Annotated in this window: 6 protein-coding genes; all 6 read left to right on the forward strand. The window is 38.9% G+C overall.

What is annotated here, in order from left to right; all coding sequences use genetic code 11:
* Positions 1-140: 140 nt before the first annotated feature.
* From HW120_RS04580 to HW120_RS17835, 6 genes are read left to right on the forward strand one after another with little or no spacing between them, the layout of a single operon-like run.
* A complete protein-coding gene (locus HW120_RS04580) occupies positions 141-746 on the forward strand; it encodes a hypothetical protein (protein WP_177731279.1) in 606 nt (201 codons plus the stop codon).
* On the forward strand, positions 743-6,325 hold the full coding sequence (locus HW120_RS04585) for a hypothetical protein (protein WP_177731282.1): 5,583 nt from the start codon (positions 743-745) through the stop codon (positions 6,323-6,325). The genes HW120_RS04580 and HW120_RS04585 overlap by 4 nt, the downstream gene beginning before the upstream one ends.
* 23 nt (positions 6,326-6,348) lie before the next feature.
* Positions 6,349-9,798, forward strand: a complete 3,450-nt coding sequence (locus HW120_RS04590; protein WP_177731283.1) for a vWA domain-containing protein — start codon at positions 6,349-6,351, stop codon at positions 9,796-9,798.
* Positions 9,799-9,806: 8 nt separating this feature from the next.
* The gene (locus HW120_RS04595) at positions 9,807-10,529 is read left to right on the forward strand and encodes a hypothetical protein (RefSeq protein ID WP_177731285.1); all 723 of its coding nucleotides are present in this window, start codon (positions 9,807-9,809) and stop codon (positions 10,527-10,529) included.
* Positions 10,530-10,540: 11 nt separating this feature from the next.
* The gene (locus HW120_RS04600) at positions 10,541-20,452 is read left to right on the forward strand and encodes a thrombospondin type 3 repeat-containing protein (RefSeq protein ID WP_177729788.1); all 9,912 of its coding nucleotides are present in this window, start codon (positions 10,541-10,543) and stop codon (positions 20,450-20,452) included.
* The gene (locus tag HW120_RS17835; RefSeq protein ID WP_177731287.1) at positions 20,437-20,580 is read left to right on the forward strand and encodes a hypothetical protein; all 144 of its coding nucleotides are present in this window, start codon (positions 20,437-20,439) and stop codon (positions 20,578-20,580) included. Before HW120_RS04600 ends, HW120_RS17835 begins: the two co-directional genes overlap by 16 nt.
* Positions 20,581-21,777 lie beyond the last annotated feature (1,197 nt).

Below are 21,777 nucleotides of genomic sequence, written 5' to 3' on the forward strand. Positions count from 1 at the left end.
ATGGGTGTAGTAACTAATGCCTTAGTTGTGAAAAGGTAAAGGGGTGTTTTTTAGGCACTTTAACACTAAGGAAGAAGAATTTTAGATAAGAAATCAATGGTGATTCGAAATGAAATACATAGTTTGTCTAAATAAAAAATATGCGGGTGTATAAAAAACTACTTTTCATATTTTTTGTTTTTTCACTGTTTTCTTGTAAAAAAGAAAAGACAACAACGGGCAGGGATGATTCAGAAATCCGCTCCCGTTATTTTCAGTTAGAGAAAATCGGCTGGAAATCGCGCGAATATTCCCAAAAAGTAGACGATATCAATTTTACGGCTACCGAAGTGCCAATTCAATATTACATTTTAAAAGACCAGGGAACGACTGATCTGTTTAAAGTGGACTCCCTGTATGAAGCTAACAAACAGGAACGGGTAGTTGAGTTTACGTTTCGTCAGGATCAGGAAAAAGATCTTTTGTCCGATCAATTTACCGGATTGCCTTATGCCGATGCGGTTAAATATATGGCGTTTGCCATCAATAACGATTTTTATGTGGTTACTTCCAAAAATGATACGATACCATGTAACGGCGTTTCCTTCGAGCGCAATTATAAAATAGCACCTTTCCAGAAAGTTGTGTTGTTTTTCTCCGGTATCGATCCCAATGAGAAAATTCAATTGGTTTATAAAGACAAGTTATTCCGTAAAGGAACATTGAAGTTTAAGTTTAAAGACACATTTACAGAAATATTATTATGATTCAAAAAATCAGAACGAGTAAGGTTACAAAAGTCGTTGCTATTTATTTAGCGATGATGTTGTTTTTAGAAATGGTTCAGCCAATGGCAGCGTATGCTTTAACCAATGGTCCTTCACAACCGGAGTTTGAATCGTTTACACCTATTGATACTTCCGATATGGTCGATCTGGCCAGCGGTGATCTTAACTACAATATCCCGATTATGGATGTAGGAGGGTATCCGTTAAACCTGGCATACAATACCGGAATTACCATGGATCAGGAAGCTTCATGGGTTGGTTTAGGCTGGGATTTGAATGTCGGGCAGATTAACCGACAAATGCGCGGTTTGCCGGATGATTTCAAAGGAGATGAGATGATCTATGAAAACAATATGAAAGACAATGTGACCATCGGGTCGAATGCAAACTTCTTCCTGGCTGGATTTGGCATTGGCGAGATGGCCATTCCAAGTATCGGACTTGGGGTGAAGTATAACAATTACGACGGTTTTGGATTCTCAGTTAATGGTGGTCTGAGTTATCAGATCAGTGATAACCTTTCTGTAGGGATGAATATGGAGTCTTCGTCTTCTGAAGGTGTTTCGGTATCACCAAGTGTGTCGTTCGATAAAAAGAAAACCGATAAAGATAAAAAGGATTATACATTAACCGGAAGTGTCGGAGTGAGCTTAAACAGCCGAAAAGGACTGGAAACACTATCGATGTCGTATAAGTCGACTAAGAATAACACCAATCTTAAAAATATAAAAGATAAGCGTGATGAATTGTCAGGCTCATTGTCGTTTGGGGATGCGTCTTTTACACCAACAAAACGCGTTGGAATGGTGTCGTCTAACTATATGTTTGGTGTGAATGTGGAAGGTGAGTTTTGGGGAGTGGAACCGGGAATGAAGTTTTCCGGATACCGAACCAGTCAGGGTATTAAAAGTTCTGAAAAATATAAAATAGAAAGAGGCTATGGTTATGAAAACAGCTATAGTGCAGGAAGTACTGATATCTTAGATTTTAACAGAGAAAAAGACAGAACGTTTAATAAAAATACAACCTCATTACCGGTTACCAATAATACATACGATTTGTATAGTATTCAGGGACAAGGAGTGTCGGGAATGTATCGTCCGTATAAATCACAAGTAGGTTTTGTATATGATAATTATGTACAGGACGATACAAATGGAGGAAGTTTAGGTCTTGAATTTGGAGCCGGTGGCGGTGTTCACTTTGGTTTCGATGCCACGATTACAAAAGGGAACAGTGCGACAGGATTGTGGGTGAGCAGTAATCCTGCTTTGGCACGATTTAGAGAGAAAGTGAATGGTAACCGATTGGATTATGAAAAAGTGTTTTTCAAAAACATCGGTGGAAACCATGTTGATAAAGAATTAAACTTATTCGATAGCGAATTGGGAGCTTATGATCCGATTAAACTTGAAATCGGAGGATCTAAGTTTTCAAGAAATACGATGCTGAACTATTCCAGAAACGGCAGTTATTTACCGGGAGCCAGCTATGTGAAAAGACAAGGGCGTTTGGGTAGAAATCAGGTTATCCAAAAATTAACCCGTACGGAAGCACAAAAATTTGGTTTTAAAACCCAATTTAGCCCGTACTCATTAGCTGGAAAACACGATCATCATACTTCAGAAGTACGAGTTATAAAAGAAGGTGGTGAACGCTATATCTACGGACGAGCAGCGTATAACTCCATTAAGAGAGAAGCTACGTTTGACGTGGGAAGTAATCCGGGGGTAAACTGTTCTAAAGGAATGGTAAATTATAACCCGGGTAGTGATAACTCAGCCAATAACAGTAAAGATGGTGATCAGTATTTTAACCGGGTTACAACTCCGGCCTATGCGCACACGTATCTGTTAACATCTGTTTTGTCGTCCGATTATCAGGATTTAAAAGATGACGGTCCTACGGATGACGATTTAGGAACCTATACCAAGTTTACCTATAATAATACACAACCGTATAAATGGCGTATTCCGTTTAAAGAAAATGTAGCCAATTATGACGAAGGTTTACGTTCCAGTAAAAAGGATAATAAAGGAAACTATCAGTATGGTGAAAAAGAAATGCTTTATATCAAAAAAATTGAAACGAAAACACACGTTGCTATTTTTGAGATTTCACCACGTAAAGATGCCTATGGTGTAAAAGGTGAAAACGGAGGTATTGGACTGGATTCCAAATCGTATAAACTGGATAAAATTTCATTGTATTCGAAACCGGAATACCTGGCGAATCCGACTGGTGCAACACCTATTAAAGTGGCGCATTTCGAATATGACTACAGTTTGTGTCAGGGGGTTGAAAACCACGAAAACGCAAACATGTCGGGTGGCGCGTACGACGGTCAAAAAGGAAAACTGACGCTAAAAAAACTATACTTTACCTATAAGAAATCCAATATGGGTAAATACGCACCGTATACTTTTAATTACGGGTATAATCCTTCTTACGATATGAAGGCTTATGATATCTGGGGGAATTACAAACCGACTGCCGCAAATGTGGGCTGCGGAACAAACGATGCGTTGTCGAATACCGAATACGGATATGTGGATCAAAAAGACAGAGCTGCTGCCAATCAATATGCATCGGCCTGGTTAATCAATAATATTAGTTTGCCATCCGGCGGTAGAATTGAAATGAATTATGAGGCCGACGATTATGGCCATGTCCAGGATCGCGATGTGATGGAAATGTTTAAAGTAGTAGGAGCCGGTAGTGCGCCATTAACATCCCTAAGCCAGTTAAACAATACAAAACTATATGAATCATTTAATCCTTCGCGTTATTTGTACATCAAATTAGACGACTCTAATTTTCAAGACTTCCATGAGCGTTATATCAAGCCAATACAAAATGACCCGGTTTATTTTAGGTTTTTAGTGAATATGGCGCAAAATGATAATAACAAATACGATTATGTGACGGGGTATCTAAACGTGGTCAAAAATCAAACCTATAACTTTATTCAGGATGGTAACGGTGATAGTTATGTGTCTATCAAAATCGAAATGGTAAACCAGGGCGACGGTGGTAATCCGGAAGTGAATCCGATATCGAAAGCGGGTTGGTATTTCGGAAGACAAAACCTGAACCGCGTGGTGTATAGTATGAACAATGAAGAGGACACTAACAATCTTGAAGGGGTTGTTATGGAACTTATCGGTTGGATGCCAACGTTGTTGGATATTTTCAAAAGTCCAAATGGAAAACTAAAAGAGAAAGGAATTGCCAGCAAATTTATCTCCGGAAAATCATGGATTCGTTTAATGCAGCCGAACCGTGAAAAAATCGGTGGCGGTAGTCGTGTAAAAGAAGTTAAAATGCATGACGAATGGCAGATAATGACCGATAATCCAAGTGATGAGCTATACAAACAGCATTACGGTCAGGTATATACCTACAAAACAGAGCAAGGGAAGACATCCGGAGTGGCGAGTTATGAGCCGATTGGGGCAAAAGACAATCCTTTTGTGGAGCCTTTCTACGATAAAACCACTAAGAGTTTATTGTTAGGTCCTGAAACCGAAAACTATATCGAAAAACCTTTTGGGGAATCGTTTTTCCCATCGCCAAAAGTTACCTATAGTCGGGTGACGGTTAAAAACCTTGAAAGAGGAAAAGCATTAGGACCGCGTGATCCTGCTATGGTAAAACGACACGCTACAGGACATGTGGTAACCGAATTCTATACGACTTACGATTATCCTACCGTGGTGAGTTATACCCCGATGTCATCGCGTTATGATAAATCGGATATCCTGGCGAGTTTGTTAAAAATCAATGTTAGAGATCATTTAACATTGTCTCAGGGATACTCGATTCATACCAATGATATGGATGGTAAAATGAAGAGCCAGCGTATTTATGCCGAAGGACAAACGGCCTTTATTTCCGGAGTGGATTATAAATACAAGGAATCGCCAAATACGCCTAAGAATCTGGGGAAACTAAACAATGTGGTGACTACGATTGACGGTTCCGGAAAGATCGGTTTAAAACTGGTAGGTGTGGATTACGATGTGATCAACGACTTTAGAGAAAGTAAATCGGTAACACAAACGGCCGGAATTCACTTTAATACCGCTGGTATTCCGTTGTTTATGGTTTTTGTGATTATACCGGTTCCGCTACCGAGTTATTCGAAACACGAAAATCAGATCCGAACTGCGGTAACGACAAAAGTGATTCATACAAGTGGTATTCTGTCTGAAAAAATTGCCTATGATGCCGGCGCGAAAGTGTCTACTAGAAATACGGCATGGGATGCCGATACCGGACAGGTATTGTTGACACAAACGACCAATGAATATAACGATAATTACCACAGTTTTACCTTCCCGGCATACTGGGCATATAAAGGAATGGGGCAGGTAGCGAAAAATATCGGATTGGAATGTAGTATTTCTACTAACGACAACACCGATAGATATAAAATAGATGGTTATTATGCCGCCGATTATTTAATGGATGGTGATGAAGTATGGATTACTGGTATGAATAGAATGGAACAGGATAAAACCCTTTTTGCCTGGGTGGTTAAAACGAGCGGAGATAAATTTATGCTGATCGATCGAAACGGTTTGCGTGTAACGCGAGATCACATCCTGTTTGGTAAAATGAAGGTAATCCGATCCGGTTATCGAAACATGTTGGAAGATCCTATGGCTGGAGTAACGTCGATTAGAAATCCGCTTTATAAATATAGCGGAAATGATCCGGAGTTTGCAATATTGAGATCAAACATAGGACCGACTCCGTATCTCTCAGCAGACTATAATAAGCACAGAATCATCGCGGCCTCGGCAGTAGAATACAATAATATCTGGGCGGCGCAATGTGAATGTGATTTGCCAAGAATGACTTATGAAAACGGAAACCTTGTTTTTGAATATGAAAAAGACAACAATACCGGTGACCCGGATGATATTGCCGCCAACTCGTATAACCCGTATTTGTATAATGTATTAGGAAACTGGAGAGCTAATAAATCGTATGCGTATTTGACCGGAAGAAATTTCACGCCAAATGCGAATGATCTGAATCCAACGCTTCGAAAAACAGGTTTCTTTAACAATTTTGATCCGTTCTATGTTTACAGTGCAGCAACGGGCAAGTGGGAGAAGAATTTAATCTATGCCGGTTTTGGTAAATGGACTTTTGCTTCCCAAGTGACGCAATATAATCCATATGGCCAGGAAGTGGAAAATAAAGATGCCTTAAATCGTTATTCGTCGGCACTTTACGGTTATAATAATCGTTTCCCAATGGCGGTGGCATCCAATGCAAAATATAAAGAAATGGCTTTTGACGGCTTTGAAGATTATGATTTCTCTACCTGTCTGACGTCGGCCCATTTTAATTTCCATGGACTACTTAAACCAAATGAAGTAACCGTTTCGTCGAAACAATCACATACCGGTAGAAAGAGTTTGAAAATTGAGGCAGGGAAAAAAGCGCTGCTTAAAAAACAGGTGGTTTCCTGTGTGGAAGTACAAAGTCCTACAGCGAAAGTGAAACCGGCAGATAAAGTATTAGCTAAAGACATTAAAAAATAGTAGTAGAGATGATTCGTATAAAATTGAAAAATTTAGTTTTAATAGTGTTTTTGCTATGGTCGGGTGTCACGGTCTTGGCTCAGGTTTCTCCGGAAGAGAGACAGGCACTGATCGATATATATCACAGTACTAACGGTAGCAAATGGAAGAACAATAAAGGTTGGGATGTTAACAATCCTAAATCGGTGGTGACTTCCTGGGATGCTGCAAAGAAAACAGGATGGTATGGGGTAACGGTTAAAGACGGCCATGTTACCGATATTGTTTTAAGTGACAATAATCTGGAAGGGGAATTAAAAGCCGACCCGGATGCTTTCCAGGCGTTGACTCGTTTTTTAATTAACGGTAATAAAGTAACCGGCGAATTAGCTGAGGATTTGCTGGAACCTATGGGGGATTTACCTGTGTTTAAGGACGATGCTCTTTCAGTGACAATAGCAAAAGGTACTACAACTAAGAGTGCTGCGAATACAAAAACAACGGGGGAAAAGGTTGCGGTTGCGGATAAAGCAACGACTGTAACAAACGATAGAGTAAAATGGAGTTCATGTACCAAAGACAATATCTATACTCCTACCGTAAAAACGATATTCCTGAATTTTATAAAATATTTGGTTAATGCCAAAAATAGTGGTGTGCCTGATTATATGATCGAGGGGACTAACCCGCCGGAATTTAACGCATTAAAACCGTTTATAACGGATCCGTATCCTAAAATTACGCACTTCGGTACCGATGTAGACCCTTCGAATAATCGTTTAAGGGAGATGCGTTTCTCTTTTACAGGGGACCATGGTGAGCACGATGTTCGACTTTACGGTGATTTTTCGGATATCGCTCTTGTTAACTTTGACATCGATTTAGGGGGATATACCGATTCCGATCATTATTTGAATTTGCAAGGAGATTATTCAGACAATTATCCAGGCTATAGAATCCATTTAAAGGAATTTGAGGTCATGCATATTAATTTCTGTCCGGATAAATTGCCGATCTGTGACGAAAAAACAAGAATTCAGTTGTTGAGTTCTACCAATCAGGCAACCTTATGTGCCGGACAATTTATTAAAGTGGTCGTATATCCTTATATGTCCGCTGCCGAGTACAACATCCGAATTGTGAAATCGGACGGAACAGTTATCGATTTGAATACGATATATGGTACGAATGAGATATATATCAATTCGCTGGATGCAGGTACTTATACCATTATTGTAAATGGAGTGAATTATGACGGAGGGTGTACGTTTTCCGGTCAGTTAGATGATGTAACCGTGCAAAATTGTACAACGTTTTGTGCGTCGAATAATACAACATCGCCTATTGTAAAACAGTTGTATCTTAATTTATTGAATCATTTGATTTCAAAAATGCAGACCGACGGGTATATCGCCAATGGTTATGCACCTTCACAACTGATTTCATTATCGCCTTATATCTCTGATCCAAATCCTAAAATTTATAATGCGCATTTTGCAAATAACGGAGAGTATTTCCGATTCTCATTTGCGAATCATGGAAGCGATTATGATGTTTCGCTTCGTTATACACCTTATACAACCGTAACCGGTTTGGATATGTCCGGATATGTGTCGACTGCTTCAGTCACGACTTTGCCGGTACTTTTAAACACAAGTGTATACCAGCCGAATCACACGGTTAAACATGTTAATTTTTGTCCTCCGGCACCGGTTTACTGTACAACAGTTAATCCAAATGCTCCGGTGATCAAAAACTTGTTCCTTAATTTGATCAATAAATTAAGAACGCTTCCTAATGCAAGTGTGCCGAATGGTTTTACCTGTACGGAATTAACCGTTTTGGCACCGTACATTACCGATGTTAATGCTAAAATCTACAACTTTAATAATACAGGTGCTGCGATTTCATTCTCGTTTAACCCGCATGGAGCGCAATATGACGTGGTAGTTCCGCTTCTAAGTAATTTAAATATTACCAATGTGGAATTCAACAATTATTTTTTCCCGGATACACAGGCGACGTTTAAAACAACGTTCAGTAATGGTTCGGTGATTAACACAGGAACGGTAAAGCATATCAATTTATGTCCGGATGAGTTGTACTGTGAGTCGCACGTGGCTATTGTTGTAGATGAGTCGGGATCGTTGGACGATACTGAAATCCGAAAAATCAAAAAACAACTAAAAGCATTTGTACAGCAACAGGCTGATACGAATGATAATTTAGGAACGAATATCTATATTTCCCTGATCGGTATGTCTGACAGTGATACTTATAACAGAGGCGATGCAATCATGCAGGTTAAAGTTACGAATGGGTCTACTTTAAATCAGTTTAATAACTGGATTAACGGTTTTGGTGCCCGATACGGTCAACCGGGAATCAGTCATGGTTCGGATTACTGGAATGGTGCCTTGCAAAAAGCATTGCAGGCTTCGATGAAACCTAAAGCGGTGATTATGATTACCGATGGTTGTCAGACAGCCAATGTTTCGACGTTGGTAAGTACAATGAAATCATTCGATAATTATAGAAATCCGGCGAACCCAACCACGCCATTAACACCAAACGGTCCGCACTTATATGTATTGGGAATTGAGAATGGTTTCTATGTAGATTCGGAAACGGTTGTAAGTCAGCGAATGGCGCAAAACCAGGATCCTAATCTGAATCCTGCTTTGGTAGCACCTACTTTGCAAACGAACGATTTCGCCCGAATTGCCGCGGTTGAACATACCGATGTGATTCAAACGCAAGCCGAGTCACGCCTTAGAAAATCATTAAAATTCTTATTGGGTTATCCTGCAGATCAATTCCCGGTAGCCAGTATGGATTATTTTAAACCGGCTGATTATTATGGACATGATAACTTTACTATTCTGGGATCTGACGATCGTTATATTTCAGAAAAATTAGTCGATAGCCAAATCTCATGTGGAATCTCCATTACGAAAGATTTTTGTGAAGATTGTTATTCGTTCCAACCGGAACCCGGACAGGAATATATTTTAAGTGCCTGGGCAAAAGAAGAAACGAACGAACAGCTTAAAACATTTACGAACCCTGCAATTACGCTGATTTTTTATCACAATAAGCAGGCATTGCCACAACACGAAATAGGAAGAGTTACAGCAATTCCTTCGGGTGAAATTATCGATGGATGGCAACGCATTTTTACCAAGTTTAAAATTCCGTATTCGTCAACAAGTGCCATCAATAATACTATTTCAATTGGAGTGGAGTTGGCGAATAACAGTCCGAGTATCCCGGTTTATTTTGATGATATACGCGTGCATCCGCTAAAAGGTAGTATGAAATCATTTGTATACGATCCGGAAACCTTTAAGCTGATGTCGGAATTAGACGATAACAACTACGCTACTTTTTATGAGTATGACAACGAAGGTGGATTGGTACGTATTAAAAAAGAAACGGAAAGAGGTGTGAAAACCATTCAGGAAACCCGTTCCGGAAGTGTAATTAAAAACTAAAGGAAGTTATGGTACATAAAATCATCACATCCGTTTCCATCCTACTGATGGGGTGTCTGGTTCAGGCACAAACTGTAGGAGAGGTTTTTAAGAAAATTACAGCCGGATACAGTATCGCACAACCGCTACAGTATAAAACCGACTATAAACTGTTTAAAGATTATAAGTCGACTAAGGTAGAAGAAAACTATAAAGGTGTCTTTTATAAAAATGCGGCAAACGAAGTTTACATCAAAATCAACGATACGGAGATTATTAATACGAAAAAAACCAATATAAAAATCAGCCACTCCGAAAATGCAATGGTCGTTTCGAATCCGGTTAATAATTATTTTGGGGAAGCCGATTTTAATAAAGTATTCGAATTGTGTAAGCTGAATTCGTTTAAAGATTTTAAAACCTATTGGGAAATTATTCTGGAACCGAAAGCGCATTCCGGACTGACCTATTCCAAGATCGTCTTAAACGTGTCGAAGACCTATTTTATACAAAAACAGATCTTTTACTATAACACGGGAATTAATTTTTCCAAAGAGTATAAAGGAACAGATGTTAACTATCCGAGACTGGAAGTGGTTTATAGCGATTATAGCAGAAAAGCAATTCCTCCTTCGGTTTTTAATACACAAAACTACCTTTCTTTCTCCGGTAAGAATAGCATTGTTTTGGCTCAGCGGTTTAAAAAATACGAAATAATTGATGAACGAATTATTTCTAATAATATAAAATAAAAATCAGATATATGTATATCCCTAAGCGTTTATTTATTTTAGTATTTACACTATTTACAGCGTTTGTTTTTGGACAACAGGAAGAAACTTTGGGCACGATTAGTTCGGGTAGCCAGTTGCATAGCCTACCTATGCTACAGATTACCGATCCGAAGTATGCCTCTTTGAATCAGCAGAATGTGCTGACTTCTATTGATCCTGCTGTATATATTCATTTTGGTTTCAAGGATCTTGCAAGTGATCTAACGGCTTATCAGGCGCAATATTCTTGTGAGGTGAAATTGAGAGTTGTACCCTATAACAACCAAAATGGAACTTTGGCACCTTATGCTGTCAAGTTGAGAATTGTGCACGATAACCTAACCGAAAATGTAAAATTCGACGATTATTCGATTTATAAGTTGCCGGGCATCCATAAAGCGGATGTAGCGGTAGATGAAGTCGTGTATAGAGATTTATCGGGACAAATTATTCCTACCGTTACTAATTCTACAGCGTTCCTTCAGCTTCGTTTTAAAACGGACCGCTATTACAATATCAAAAATACAACGGTGAATCCGGTTTCCAGAAGACTTATTAAGTACAATGGTTTGACGGAAATGGTGGTTAACAATGTAAGTGACGGTGCCGAAGAACTGGAAATCAACTGGACACGTTATATCGATGCGCCAGCGACAGAATATGAACTGGAATGGACCTGGGTGGATAACTATGGGCCAAACGGAAATAAATTGATGCCCAATCAGATTGCTTTAACAGAGCAGGATTTTAAACTGAATAGTACAAGAATACAAACCAAAGAATTAAAATATAGAATTCCATTGGTATTCTCAAAGGGGTATTTGGTATACCGGGTAAGACCGGTAGGACGATTCCTGGACGATACGAAAAAGAGTTATTACGGAACCTGGTCTTCTGGATTGGCGGGTAACTTTCAAAATGTAGGTAACTGGGGGACTTTCCTGGAAATTGATGCCGATCATGAAGTAGGTAAAAAGAACTGGCAATACCAGGCTTCTTTTGCCGAAGATGGTAAGAAAAAAGAAGTGGTAAGTTATTTCGATGGTACGTTGCGTAATCGTCAAACGGTTACTAAAACCAATACGAATAATAAAGCCGTTGTTGGAGAATCGGTTTATGATAATCAGGGACGTGTTGCTGTTGAAGTGTTGCCAACACCTATCGAAGCTTCCGGTATTCGCTATTACAGGGACTTAAATAAAAATGATAACAATCAGGTTTATACCCATCATGATTTCGACTGGGATCGACTGAATGGATTAATCTGTGAGCCGATATTGCCGCCGGGAATGTCAAAAAGTTCCGGAGCCAGTAAATATTATTCGGAACAAAGTGCACCTGTAGCAAACTATCAGGATTTTGTGCCAAATGCGAATAAATATCCTTTTTCTCAGATTGAATATACGCCGGATAATACCGGAAGAATCCGAAGAAAAGGTGGTGTAGGACAAGAACTTCAATTGGGTACCGGTCACGAGATGAGCTATTTTTACCTGCAACCGGACCAGGAAGAATTAAACCGACTTTTTGGATATAAAGTAGGAGATTTCAAACGTTATAAAAAGAATATAGTTGTCGATCCGAACAAACAGGTTAGTGTTAGTTATCTGGACCCTCAGGGAAGAACGATTGCTACAGCACTGGCTGGTGACAACCGGAAAGACGAGCCAATGATGTCGTTAGAGGATGAAACCAATAACGCATTACACGAAATGACAACAACCAATATGATGTCGAATAACGATGCCTATACTACCGGAATAAACGGGATATTACAGGATGGCGTACGATTAAATAGTCAGGTGGGAGTTGTGAAGGAAGAAGCGTTAACTCTTAACTATGGTTTGACGCATGCTACGAATACCTATAACGACTACTGTATGGGTGGCAAATACTATCCTTTTGTGTTTGACTGGAAGATGAGTCTTTTGGACGATTGTGGTAATGACATGCTGGTTGATTCGAATGGGGGTGGAATCGCTCAGATAGGAATGATAAATCTGAATTCCTATACACCGAATGCGCCAGCGATTTCATTCAATAAAAGTTTAACATCCAGTGTGTTGAAAATCGGATCGTATACTTTAAATAAGGATATCCGCGTGAATCAGGTTGCTGTCGAGCAATATGCAGACGATTATATCGCACAAATAAGACAGTCAAGCAATCCGTGTTTTCCGAGTTTAGCAGGTTCTACAATCGATATTAGCGAAGAAGACTGTCATGTGACGTGTAGAAGTTGTGAGGAAGCACTGATTTGTAGTTATTTAGCACTACAGACATGTCAGTCATTTAGAATGACCTTCCCTGCCGGCACAGATGAAAGTGTATTGGGAGATGTTGGGAATAGAGAATATTACGTTTTATTGGCAGAACAAAAATATGTAATCGATAACCTGAACAGCAATTTTGCCGGAAGTTGGTTTGTCTATAACGGATCACTATATGTGGATCAGAACGGACTTATTTCACAGTATCTAATCAATTCCTATGTAGTTCGTTTTAAAAAGGAGTTTAGAGGATTATTAGAGGGTTGTAGAGAATTGTGTATACAGCCGGGCGATACCTGTAATATCAATACGAGCATGTTACTGTCGGATGTTAGTCCGCACGGTCAATACGGATCCATTGCAGGAATCGATTTTCCAACGGCGCAACCAGGTGGAATAAACGCGCCTGCTGGTAATGTTGACGATACCCTAAGTTTGTTTAATGAAAACAATCAATTGTTATATGGCGGTTCTTCTGTTCAGACGTTTATCGATTTGGATACCGGATTAACCGTTACACAAAATGTATCGAACTATAACTGGAGACGACCGGCTACGCCATATATGGATGATAATGGTGATTTTGCGAAGGTAAAAGTCGAAAGAATTAATTACAATACTTATATCCCTGAAATTATGCCTTCGGCGAGTGTCGAAGATGATCCATTGGATCCGACTTCATCCAATAAATATGTGCGCCCGCAATATTTAAGAAATGTAACCGACTTTGTTAATAACTGGCAAGCAAGCTGGGCGGAATCGTTACTACCTTACCACCCGGAATACCAGTATCTGAAATACAATAAAGCCATTTGTGCCAAAACAAATTCGGCTGGTGATAACTCCGATAGCTTTGACGAGAAACTTAAAAATACCGATTATACCAATGTCTTTACGACAAATGGATTGGTTCAGAATTTAATTGCCCTTTCAGCTAATGATCCTTTCTATAACGGACAAATTACAGCGACGCCATCATCGGGGATTAACTACGATGCCGAAACTACGAATGATTTTAGTCTGAGAAAAAATTTATTGCTGGAAGCGATGAATACGAATTACGAAGGTATTAAATTGGCGAATAACGCCCGATTAAATATGCTTCAGACAGCTTATTATACCACTGTCTTCGGTAATGGAATTGCACCGGCTTCTACTTATCAAAGTTTGGTGACCACTCCGGTTAACCAATTACTTCCAATTCTTAATGCGCTGAATCCAACGGAAAAAGAGCGTGTTTGGAAGAGCTTTATGAACAACTATATCGCGTTTAAACAAAAAACAAGAACGGTATTCTCTCATATTTATGCTTTACGTAATAGTGGGTATAACGGTTGTATCGGCGACGTACAGAACGTTGATACTTTTGTAACGCTGTTCGAAAAATATAATACAACAGGTAATTATAGTAACCTGTTACAACGAATCAACCAGGCTTTTGCAACTCCGGTTCCGACAACGCCTGCCGGTACGATACTAGCTTGTTCGACTACTACCGTTGGATACTATAAAAACAAAGAAAAACGATTTATATCGGCCGATTATGGCTTTAACTCCGGTGTTCCGGGAGCACAGGCCATTGCCGATGCTACTGCCGATGCCGATGCAAATACCTATTACCAAACTGGAAAATGTCCATTATTATTAGACACCGAAAGTTTGTTAAAAGGATTGATCAATCCTTCTTTCCAGAATCAGGGATTATTGCTGTACGGTTTTAATGCCTATAGTATGCCGATGCTAACACCGGATTTATTTAATTCGGTATTGTTAGACCCGACTGCTTATGCAGCAAACCCACAAAATGTGACTATTAATGGAAGTGTTGTAAATGGAGGTGCAAGTTTGAACCTTACGTTTAATACGGCTAGTGGTAGTATTGCAGAGCCAATCGAACTTAAGATTCTAACACAGTCTTTATCTATAGGGTACTATATGAATGGTTGTAACGAAACGGTACCAGCTCCTACATGGACGACCTATAATACAAACTTTAAGATTGTTGATTTCAAGAATATTTATTATGTACCGGGATCGTTTAATCCGTTAAACAATACGTATAAATTCCAGATTGTTGCGGTTCTAAAACGACTTACGGGAACAAGTTGCCCGGCGTTAGAAGAGGTGGTTCTTGAAGGAACGATTAAAGCAGCTATCGGACAATGTAGTTTTGGGGATGCAGCTGGTGAAACAGGTGAAAATTGCGACAAACGAGTGCGCTTTGAAAAAGCATTGGTACGCGTTATGAATGCGTTAAAAGGAACGAATCCAAATATTCCGGGACAATTGTTTACGTCTGGGATAGCATTAAAAGGAGCTCCGAATGATAATTATACCTATGGTAGCAGTGTTATGCCGGAGGTGTTAAATGATCTTGCCTTAAATTCGTCTTGGTCGTGTAGTCCGAATACCAGTTTTACCGTTAACGGTCCAAGTCCGTTTACGATTTATAATCTGGTGAACGAATTTGGAAATCCATCTTTCCTTCCGGGAACTTTTTATAGAGTAACGGGAATAAAGATTGAGAAAAATATGGTGAATGGTGTTGTAAGTGGAGATGATAAAATAACAATCAGTTATCTGGATCTGAAAGATCAGGTGTTTACCCTAAATGGACGTATCACACCATTAAATTATAGTTGTATCTGTACGGAAGAAGTTTCTCAGACAGAAGCTATAGGAGCGAACTTCTTAAACCTGACGAATCATCTTTGGAGCGCAGGAGGTCCTATTTCACATGGCTTTTTAGATGGATATAATCCTGTTCAGATGCAGGCTGTAGCTCCATATATTGCTGGAAATAATCCAACGGTAAATCAATATGCGACACACTGGTCGGATGGACTATCGACTTATGATGGTATCAAGTTTAATTTCTTTTCGGGTTCTCAGGAATGTCAGTTTATGTTGCCACTTTATGCTTATCCGGGAAGAGGTTCTACTACGACGAATTATGCTTCACAGATTACACATTTCTCGAATTTTAAAATACTTGAAAATTTAGGTAATAATACGTATGCTTTTAGTGTTTTTGTTCACCATGGTTCTTATAGAGTTAGTAGTGGCCGATTTAATATGGTCTATCCGGCTGGAATTCAGGAGGCTCGTGGCACGATAAGCTGCCTTCAGCAAACGTTCTGTGAAGAGGAATTCGGGGTTACGAATGCACTGACATCCGTGTTAAAGGATCTTATACAGCAGCAAACAGTAGCCGACGGTGCTACTGCCAATGGATTACCGGCTTTAAATACGTATGTTCAGTTATCTGGAGCGGCTCCGTCAGCCAGTATCAATAACTTTTACAAAGTAGAAAATACGGCCAGTTCTCAAATTGGATTTACGTTTGCCAAAGAATCGGAATGTGAGGTAGTGTTTACGGTACCGGGTGTTTCATTTGCAAATGTTACGAATATTTCGGGATTGTCATTTACCAATACACAATCGGGTAATTTTACGGCTACGGTTACCACCAATACAGGGGCGCAAATTATTGCCAACGGTACTAGTAAATGTATCACTGCACGAAAATGTAATGCTGTAATTCAGGTGCCTTGTACCTCTTGTATACCGCCAGCAGTTGCTCCGTCGGTTTGTGTGCAAAAATGGCTGGAGTTTCGCGATATTATGGACATCGTACAAGGTTATCAAATGCCGGATCATCTGGCTCAAGATGCGAAATATTTCTGTGAAGCTAACTTAGGATATCTGGTTACAGATTATATCCATTATTTGAATATAACGGGAGCTTACGATGTTAGTATGCCGAGCTTTATAACGATAAGTGAATTTGGAGCAACCAAATTGAATTATGGTTATAATGGTACACAAATGGTTATCAATGCCTATGCAGCGTATTTGCCGACGCATCCTTCTGTTACATGGAGTGAGTTCGTAGACCTGTATATGACGGAAAATAAAATTTGTCCTCCGGCACCAATGGTTCCGACCATCGATATGCAAGTAGATAATATTCCTACTGCTTGTGAGATTTTTGTAAACTCGGTACAACAGACTTATATACAAGAATTAAGAGAGGAATATTTTATTGCAAAACGAGAAGAATTTAAACAAAAATATATTCAGGCCGCTATCAACGGGTTACAAGAATCGTTGAATAAAGTGTCTTATGATAAAGAATACCAGTATACTTTATACTATTATGATCAGGCAGGAAACTTAGTACAAACGGTTCCGCCTCAGGGGGTATCCCGATTAACACCGGCTACCGACAGTACGATTAATGAGATTAGAAATATATTCCCTAACGAAGAACAAGGGATGGTGAATGGTCTTGTTGTCGATCCAAATCACACGATGAAAACGCTATATCGTTATAACTCGTTGAATCAGTTGGTATGGCAGCAAACACCGGATGGTGGTGAAACGCGATTTGCATATGATCAGTTAGGGCGTATTATTGCCTCGCAAAATGCAAAACAGGCGGCGATGCCGAAACCAAGATTCAGTTATACACGATATGATGGTCTGGGACGAATTGTGGAAGCTGGGGAATATATTCCTGGACAAGCGTATATTAACGATGAAGGGAATGTTATGATAGGAGGTTCTCCGGTAAGTGATCTGGGAACACACGATTATACCCGCTATGAGGTGACGCGAACACTTTATGATACTCCGGTTGCGAATAGTACCAGTTGGTTTGAATCGTATTCCGGAAACAATAATCACAAAAGGGTTACGGCTGTATTAGTGTACAGTGTTCTGGATGAAGGGGTAGACCTGGATAGAATGGACATTATCGCGAACGACCGTTATGATAATGCGATTTTATATGATTATGATATCCACGGAAACGTAAAAGAACTTATTTATCATACGAATAAAGAGATCTTAAAAGAATTAAATCAGGATGTCAAAAAAGTGATCTACGATTACGATCTGGTTAGTGGAAACGTGAATAGTGTAACCTACCAACCTAAAAAAGCAGATCAGTTTATTCACCGTTATGAGTATGATGCGGATAACCGAATCACACAGGTTTATACCAGTAAGGATAAAATCGTTTGGGAAAAAGAAGCGAAGTACGACTATTACGAGCATGGACCTTTAGCACGTCTTGTTGTTGGAGATAAGCAGGTTCAGGGATTGGATTACTTCTATACGCTTCAAGGTTGGTTAAAAGGAGTGAACTCAGAACGTCTAGGTACAATCACACTTAGAGGCGCCTTCACCAACTACGATATCGGTGGCGATGGAGAGATTTTCAGTGGAGCCGCTAAAGATGCTTTTGGATTTGGATTGAATTATTTTAGAGGGGATTACCAGTCGAGACACCATGTTAACAATGGTGCGGATAATATGCCTTTAAGTTATAGTTTAACAAACGATCTTGAAAGAGATAGGAATTTGTATAACGGAAACATTAAAGAGATGGTTACTTCTTTAATGGATTTGAGGCAGACAAATTTATCATCGCAGTATAATTATTATTCATACGATCAGTTAAACAGAATTAAGGGTATGAATTCCCTTAATATTAATGATTTGTTAGGATTGTTTACAGAGGAATCGTATCGATCGCAATATTCGTATGACAGAAATGGTAACTTATTGACATTAAATCGTTGGGCGCCTACCCAAAAAAATTCTGGAAGAAACCAGTTAATGGATGAATTAAGTTATACGTATCAGGATGGGACGAATAAGTTGACGCATATTAATGATACTGTTCCTAACGGAGCGTTTACCAATGATCCGTCGAATCCGAATGATACTTCTCTGGATATTGATAATCAGGAGCGAGATAACTATCAGTACGATGAGATTGGTCAGTTGATCCGTGATGAAAAAGAAGGCTTGAATATTGTTTGGAGAGTCGATGGAAAAGTGAAAACGGTAAACAAAGCCAATGGAACCGTAATCGATTTCGAATATGACGGTTTAGGAAAAAGAATTGCTAAAAGCGTTACCAAAGGAAGCAATGCAACGACTACTTTCTACCAACGCGATGCACAAGGAAATGTATTGAGTACCTATGAGATGGTGAAGAAAGCTGGGGAAGGGATTAGATATTACCTGGTGGAACAGGATATTTACGGAAGCAGTCGTCTTGGGGTTGAAAAAGGAAGAAAAGAGCTTAATGCAGAAAGTGGAAGAGGAATTGCGTTACGAATGGATGCGATGATTGCTTCGGCACAGATTGCAGATAATGTCTCGCAGGCTTTATTAACAACACCGTCTTCAATTTGGGGATTATCGTTTAGTGGAAATAACAATGTTACTTGGGGCGATGGCGACAAGAGTATCAATTTCTTTGATCAATCTGGAGCGAAAACACAGGACTTTGAAATCAGAACGAATTTCAAAATTGTTGGAGGTTCAGCGATGACAGTAAATCAAAATCATGCGTTAGTAACTTTAGATGGTGCCAGAAGACCGGAATACAAGCAATGGGACAATAGTGTGGCACGTATCGTGATTAAGAGAAATGGCAATGGTGCTTATGTGCCGGCATTAGAAATTGAAAAGTATACGAAAAGGTTCCACCGTTATAAACCGTTCTTTGTTTTCCACAGACGTTGGAATTATAGAAACTATAAAACCGTTTGGACGTATGAGTTGCGAAATGCGATACCGGAAACCGAATGGAATTTCCATGCGAAGGTATCGGTGAATGGCGATAATTTTAGTCCAGAGTTTACGATTAACGGAAATGTTTACACGTCGAGAGATTTTATCGGTAATGTAACGCAAGAGTTAAACGGACCGGAATCGGACGATTACAGAGATTTCCCGGAACCAAATGCGGTTTGGAATACTTTGGGTAAAACCACAAAAGAGTATGGAAATGTGGAAGGAAACAATCTTAGAAATTCTTTCCAGGGGGTTCCTGTTGAAATGTGTGATTTCACCTATACTGTGAATAATGGTCAAGGGTCGGATAATACACCGGTATATGTCTTTCCGTTTGATGAAGGACCGGTTGGGCAACCAACGGCAACCAACAATTTGTTGAGCATGACACGAAATGGAGTTCCGTATACACAATCGTATTGTGGACCTACGGCATTAGATTCTGATGGTGACGGAATTCCGGATGCAGTGGATAACTGTCCGAATAAATTTAACCCGAATCAGAGTGATGTGGATGGCGATGGCGTTGGAGATGTTTGTGACAACTGTGTGTACACCTATAATCCAAACCAGGCTGATACAGATGGTGATGGTAGAGGAGATGTTTGTGACAACTGTATCAATAATCCGAATTACAATCAGATTGATACGGATGGTGATGGAAGAGGTGATGCTTGTGACAATTGTAGAACAATTTACAACCCGGGTCAGGAAGATGCTGATGGCGATGGTATTGGAGATGTTTGTGAAGGATTGGATCAGGGGCAAGGTACATCTGCGGAAGTTGGAACACCGGTTACAGCCTATCGTTTTGTAGGAGATAAAAACTACGAATTGTCGAACCATTTAGGGAACGTTCTTTCTGTAGTGACCGACCGTAAATTGTTAGGAATTTATGGACGAGGACGACTGCTAATTCCAGACGTAGTTTCATACAATGATTACTATCCGTTTGGGATGCTGGTACCTAATCGCCACATGAAGCCTCAGAATCATATCGTTACGGGTTTAATGGAATGGAGATGGATAACGAGTTAAAAGGCGGTGAAGGTGATAGTTATGACTTTGGAGCGAGGATGTATGACCCTAGAGTTAGTAGATGGTTTGCTCCTGATCCATTAGAAAAAAATACCAGATTTCTCATCATTAATTTTCGTTTTGAATAGTCCCTATCCTTTTTTTTGTTGATCCGGATGGAGAAGATCCAATTCGGCTATATTTGAAAAAATTGTTGTTGCTTTTTTACTGGAAACCCATTATGGTTTAGATTTATGATAATATGGAATCGTTAATGCAGATAGAGTTTTTGATAAAATTAAAATGGAAAGCTGCTTGAAGGAGCTAAAGAACGGTTTACCTGCGTTTACTGGAGTTGCAAAAATTGAAAGGCTTAGAACGAAGATTGGTTCAAAAATCAACTGTTGATAAAAAAGGTAAAAACAATTCCAAAAAAGTTTGAAAAATGGAACGTTACTGGATTTAAATGGTGATTTTAAAAAATTTTTAAAAAAGATGGAGGAACATTCAAAGTGGCTATGTTAGACCGTTTCCACAAGAACAAATGAATTGGTTTTTGTGATCGGGCATAATATAAAAATGTTGAAAAGATCTAAAGGAACGGAAAATCACAAAAAGAAACTAGCGATCAATCCAAAATATCAAATTCGGAAGGGAAAAAGTAGGTATTGAAATGGAAAAAATGGTAGGTATTCCAAGAACAATAAAACGGGGCAATTTATTAAAATTATCAAAAACACAAAAATAAAACTGGTGTTAATAAATTAATGAAGTAGCCCTATTGGCGCATCAAAAAGAGGTTATGAAAGAATGTTTTTTTGAATTTGGCCAAAACGTTTGATTTTAAACGGAAAAAAATCGAAAAAACTAGGTAAAAAATTAATAAAAATGGCATTTTGATGACAAGTATTGATTTACGTTTTGCTTTTTTTTTAACTATGGATAACCTATTTCTACTTTAAATATTTTGGGTTTTATTTTTAGGATTATTAATTGCTTGACTTTATTGACAGAGATTCGGTTTTGTTCAAATAAAACAAAATAAATTCCATAAAGATAAAGGAGTTTTTTTTTAGGTTTTATTTAATGTCATAAAAAATCAGTTATAGCTTTTTATAAATAATCTATTTCTATCCGTTTAAATAAATAAATTTTCGCGAATTCTCAATAGAGACTTTTTTTAACTTAAATGTTTAATAACTTTGAAATTTTATTGTCACAGATTTATTTGGGAAAACATCATTTATGCAAAGGATCAATATTTGTTCTGTCCTTTATATAAAAAAATCAAGCAAATTTCTGGCCCCGATTGTTTTGACAAATATTATTTTAAAAAAATTGATTTT

Source organism: Flavobacterium inviolabile, from assembly GCF_013389455.1.
In the GTDB taxonomy this organism is placed as follows: domain Bacteria; phylum Bacteroidota; class Bacteroidia; order Flavobacteriales; family Flavobacteriaceae; genus Flavobacterium; species Flavobacterium inviolabile.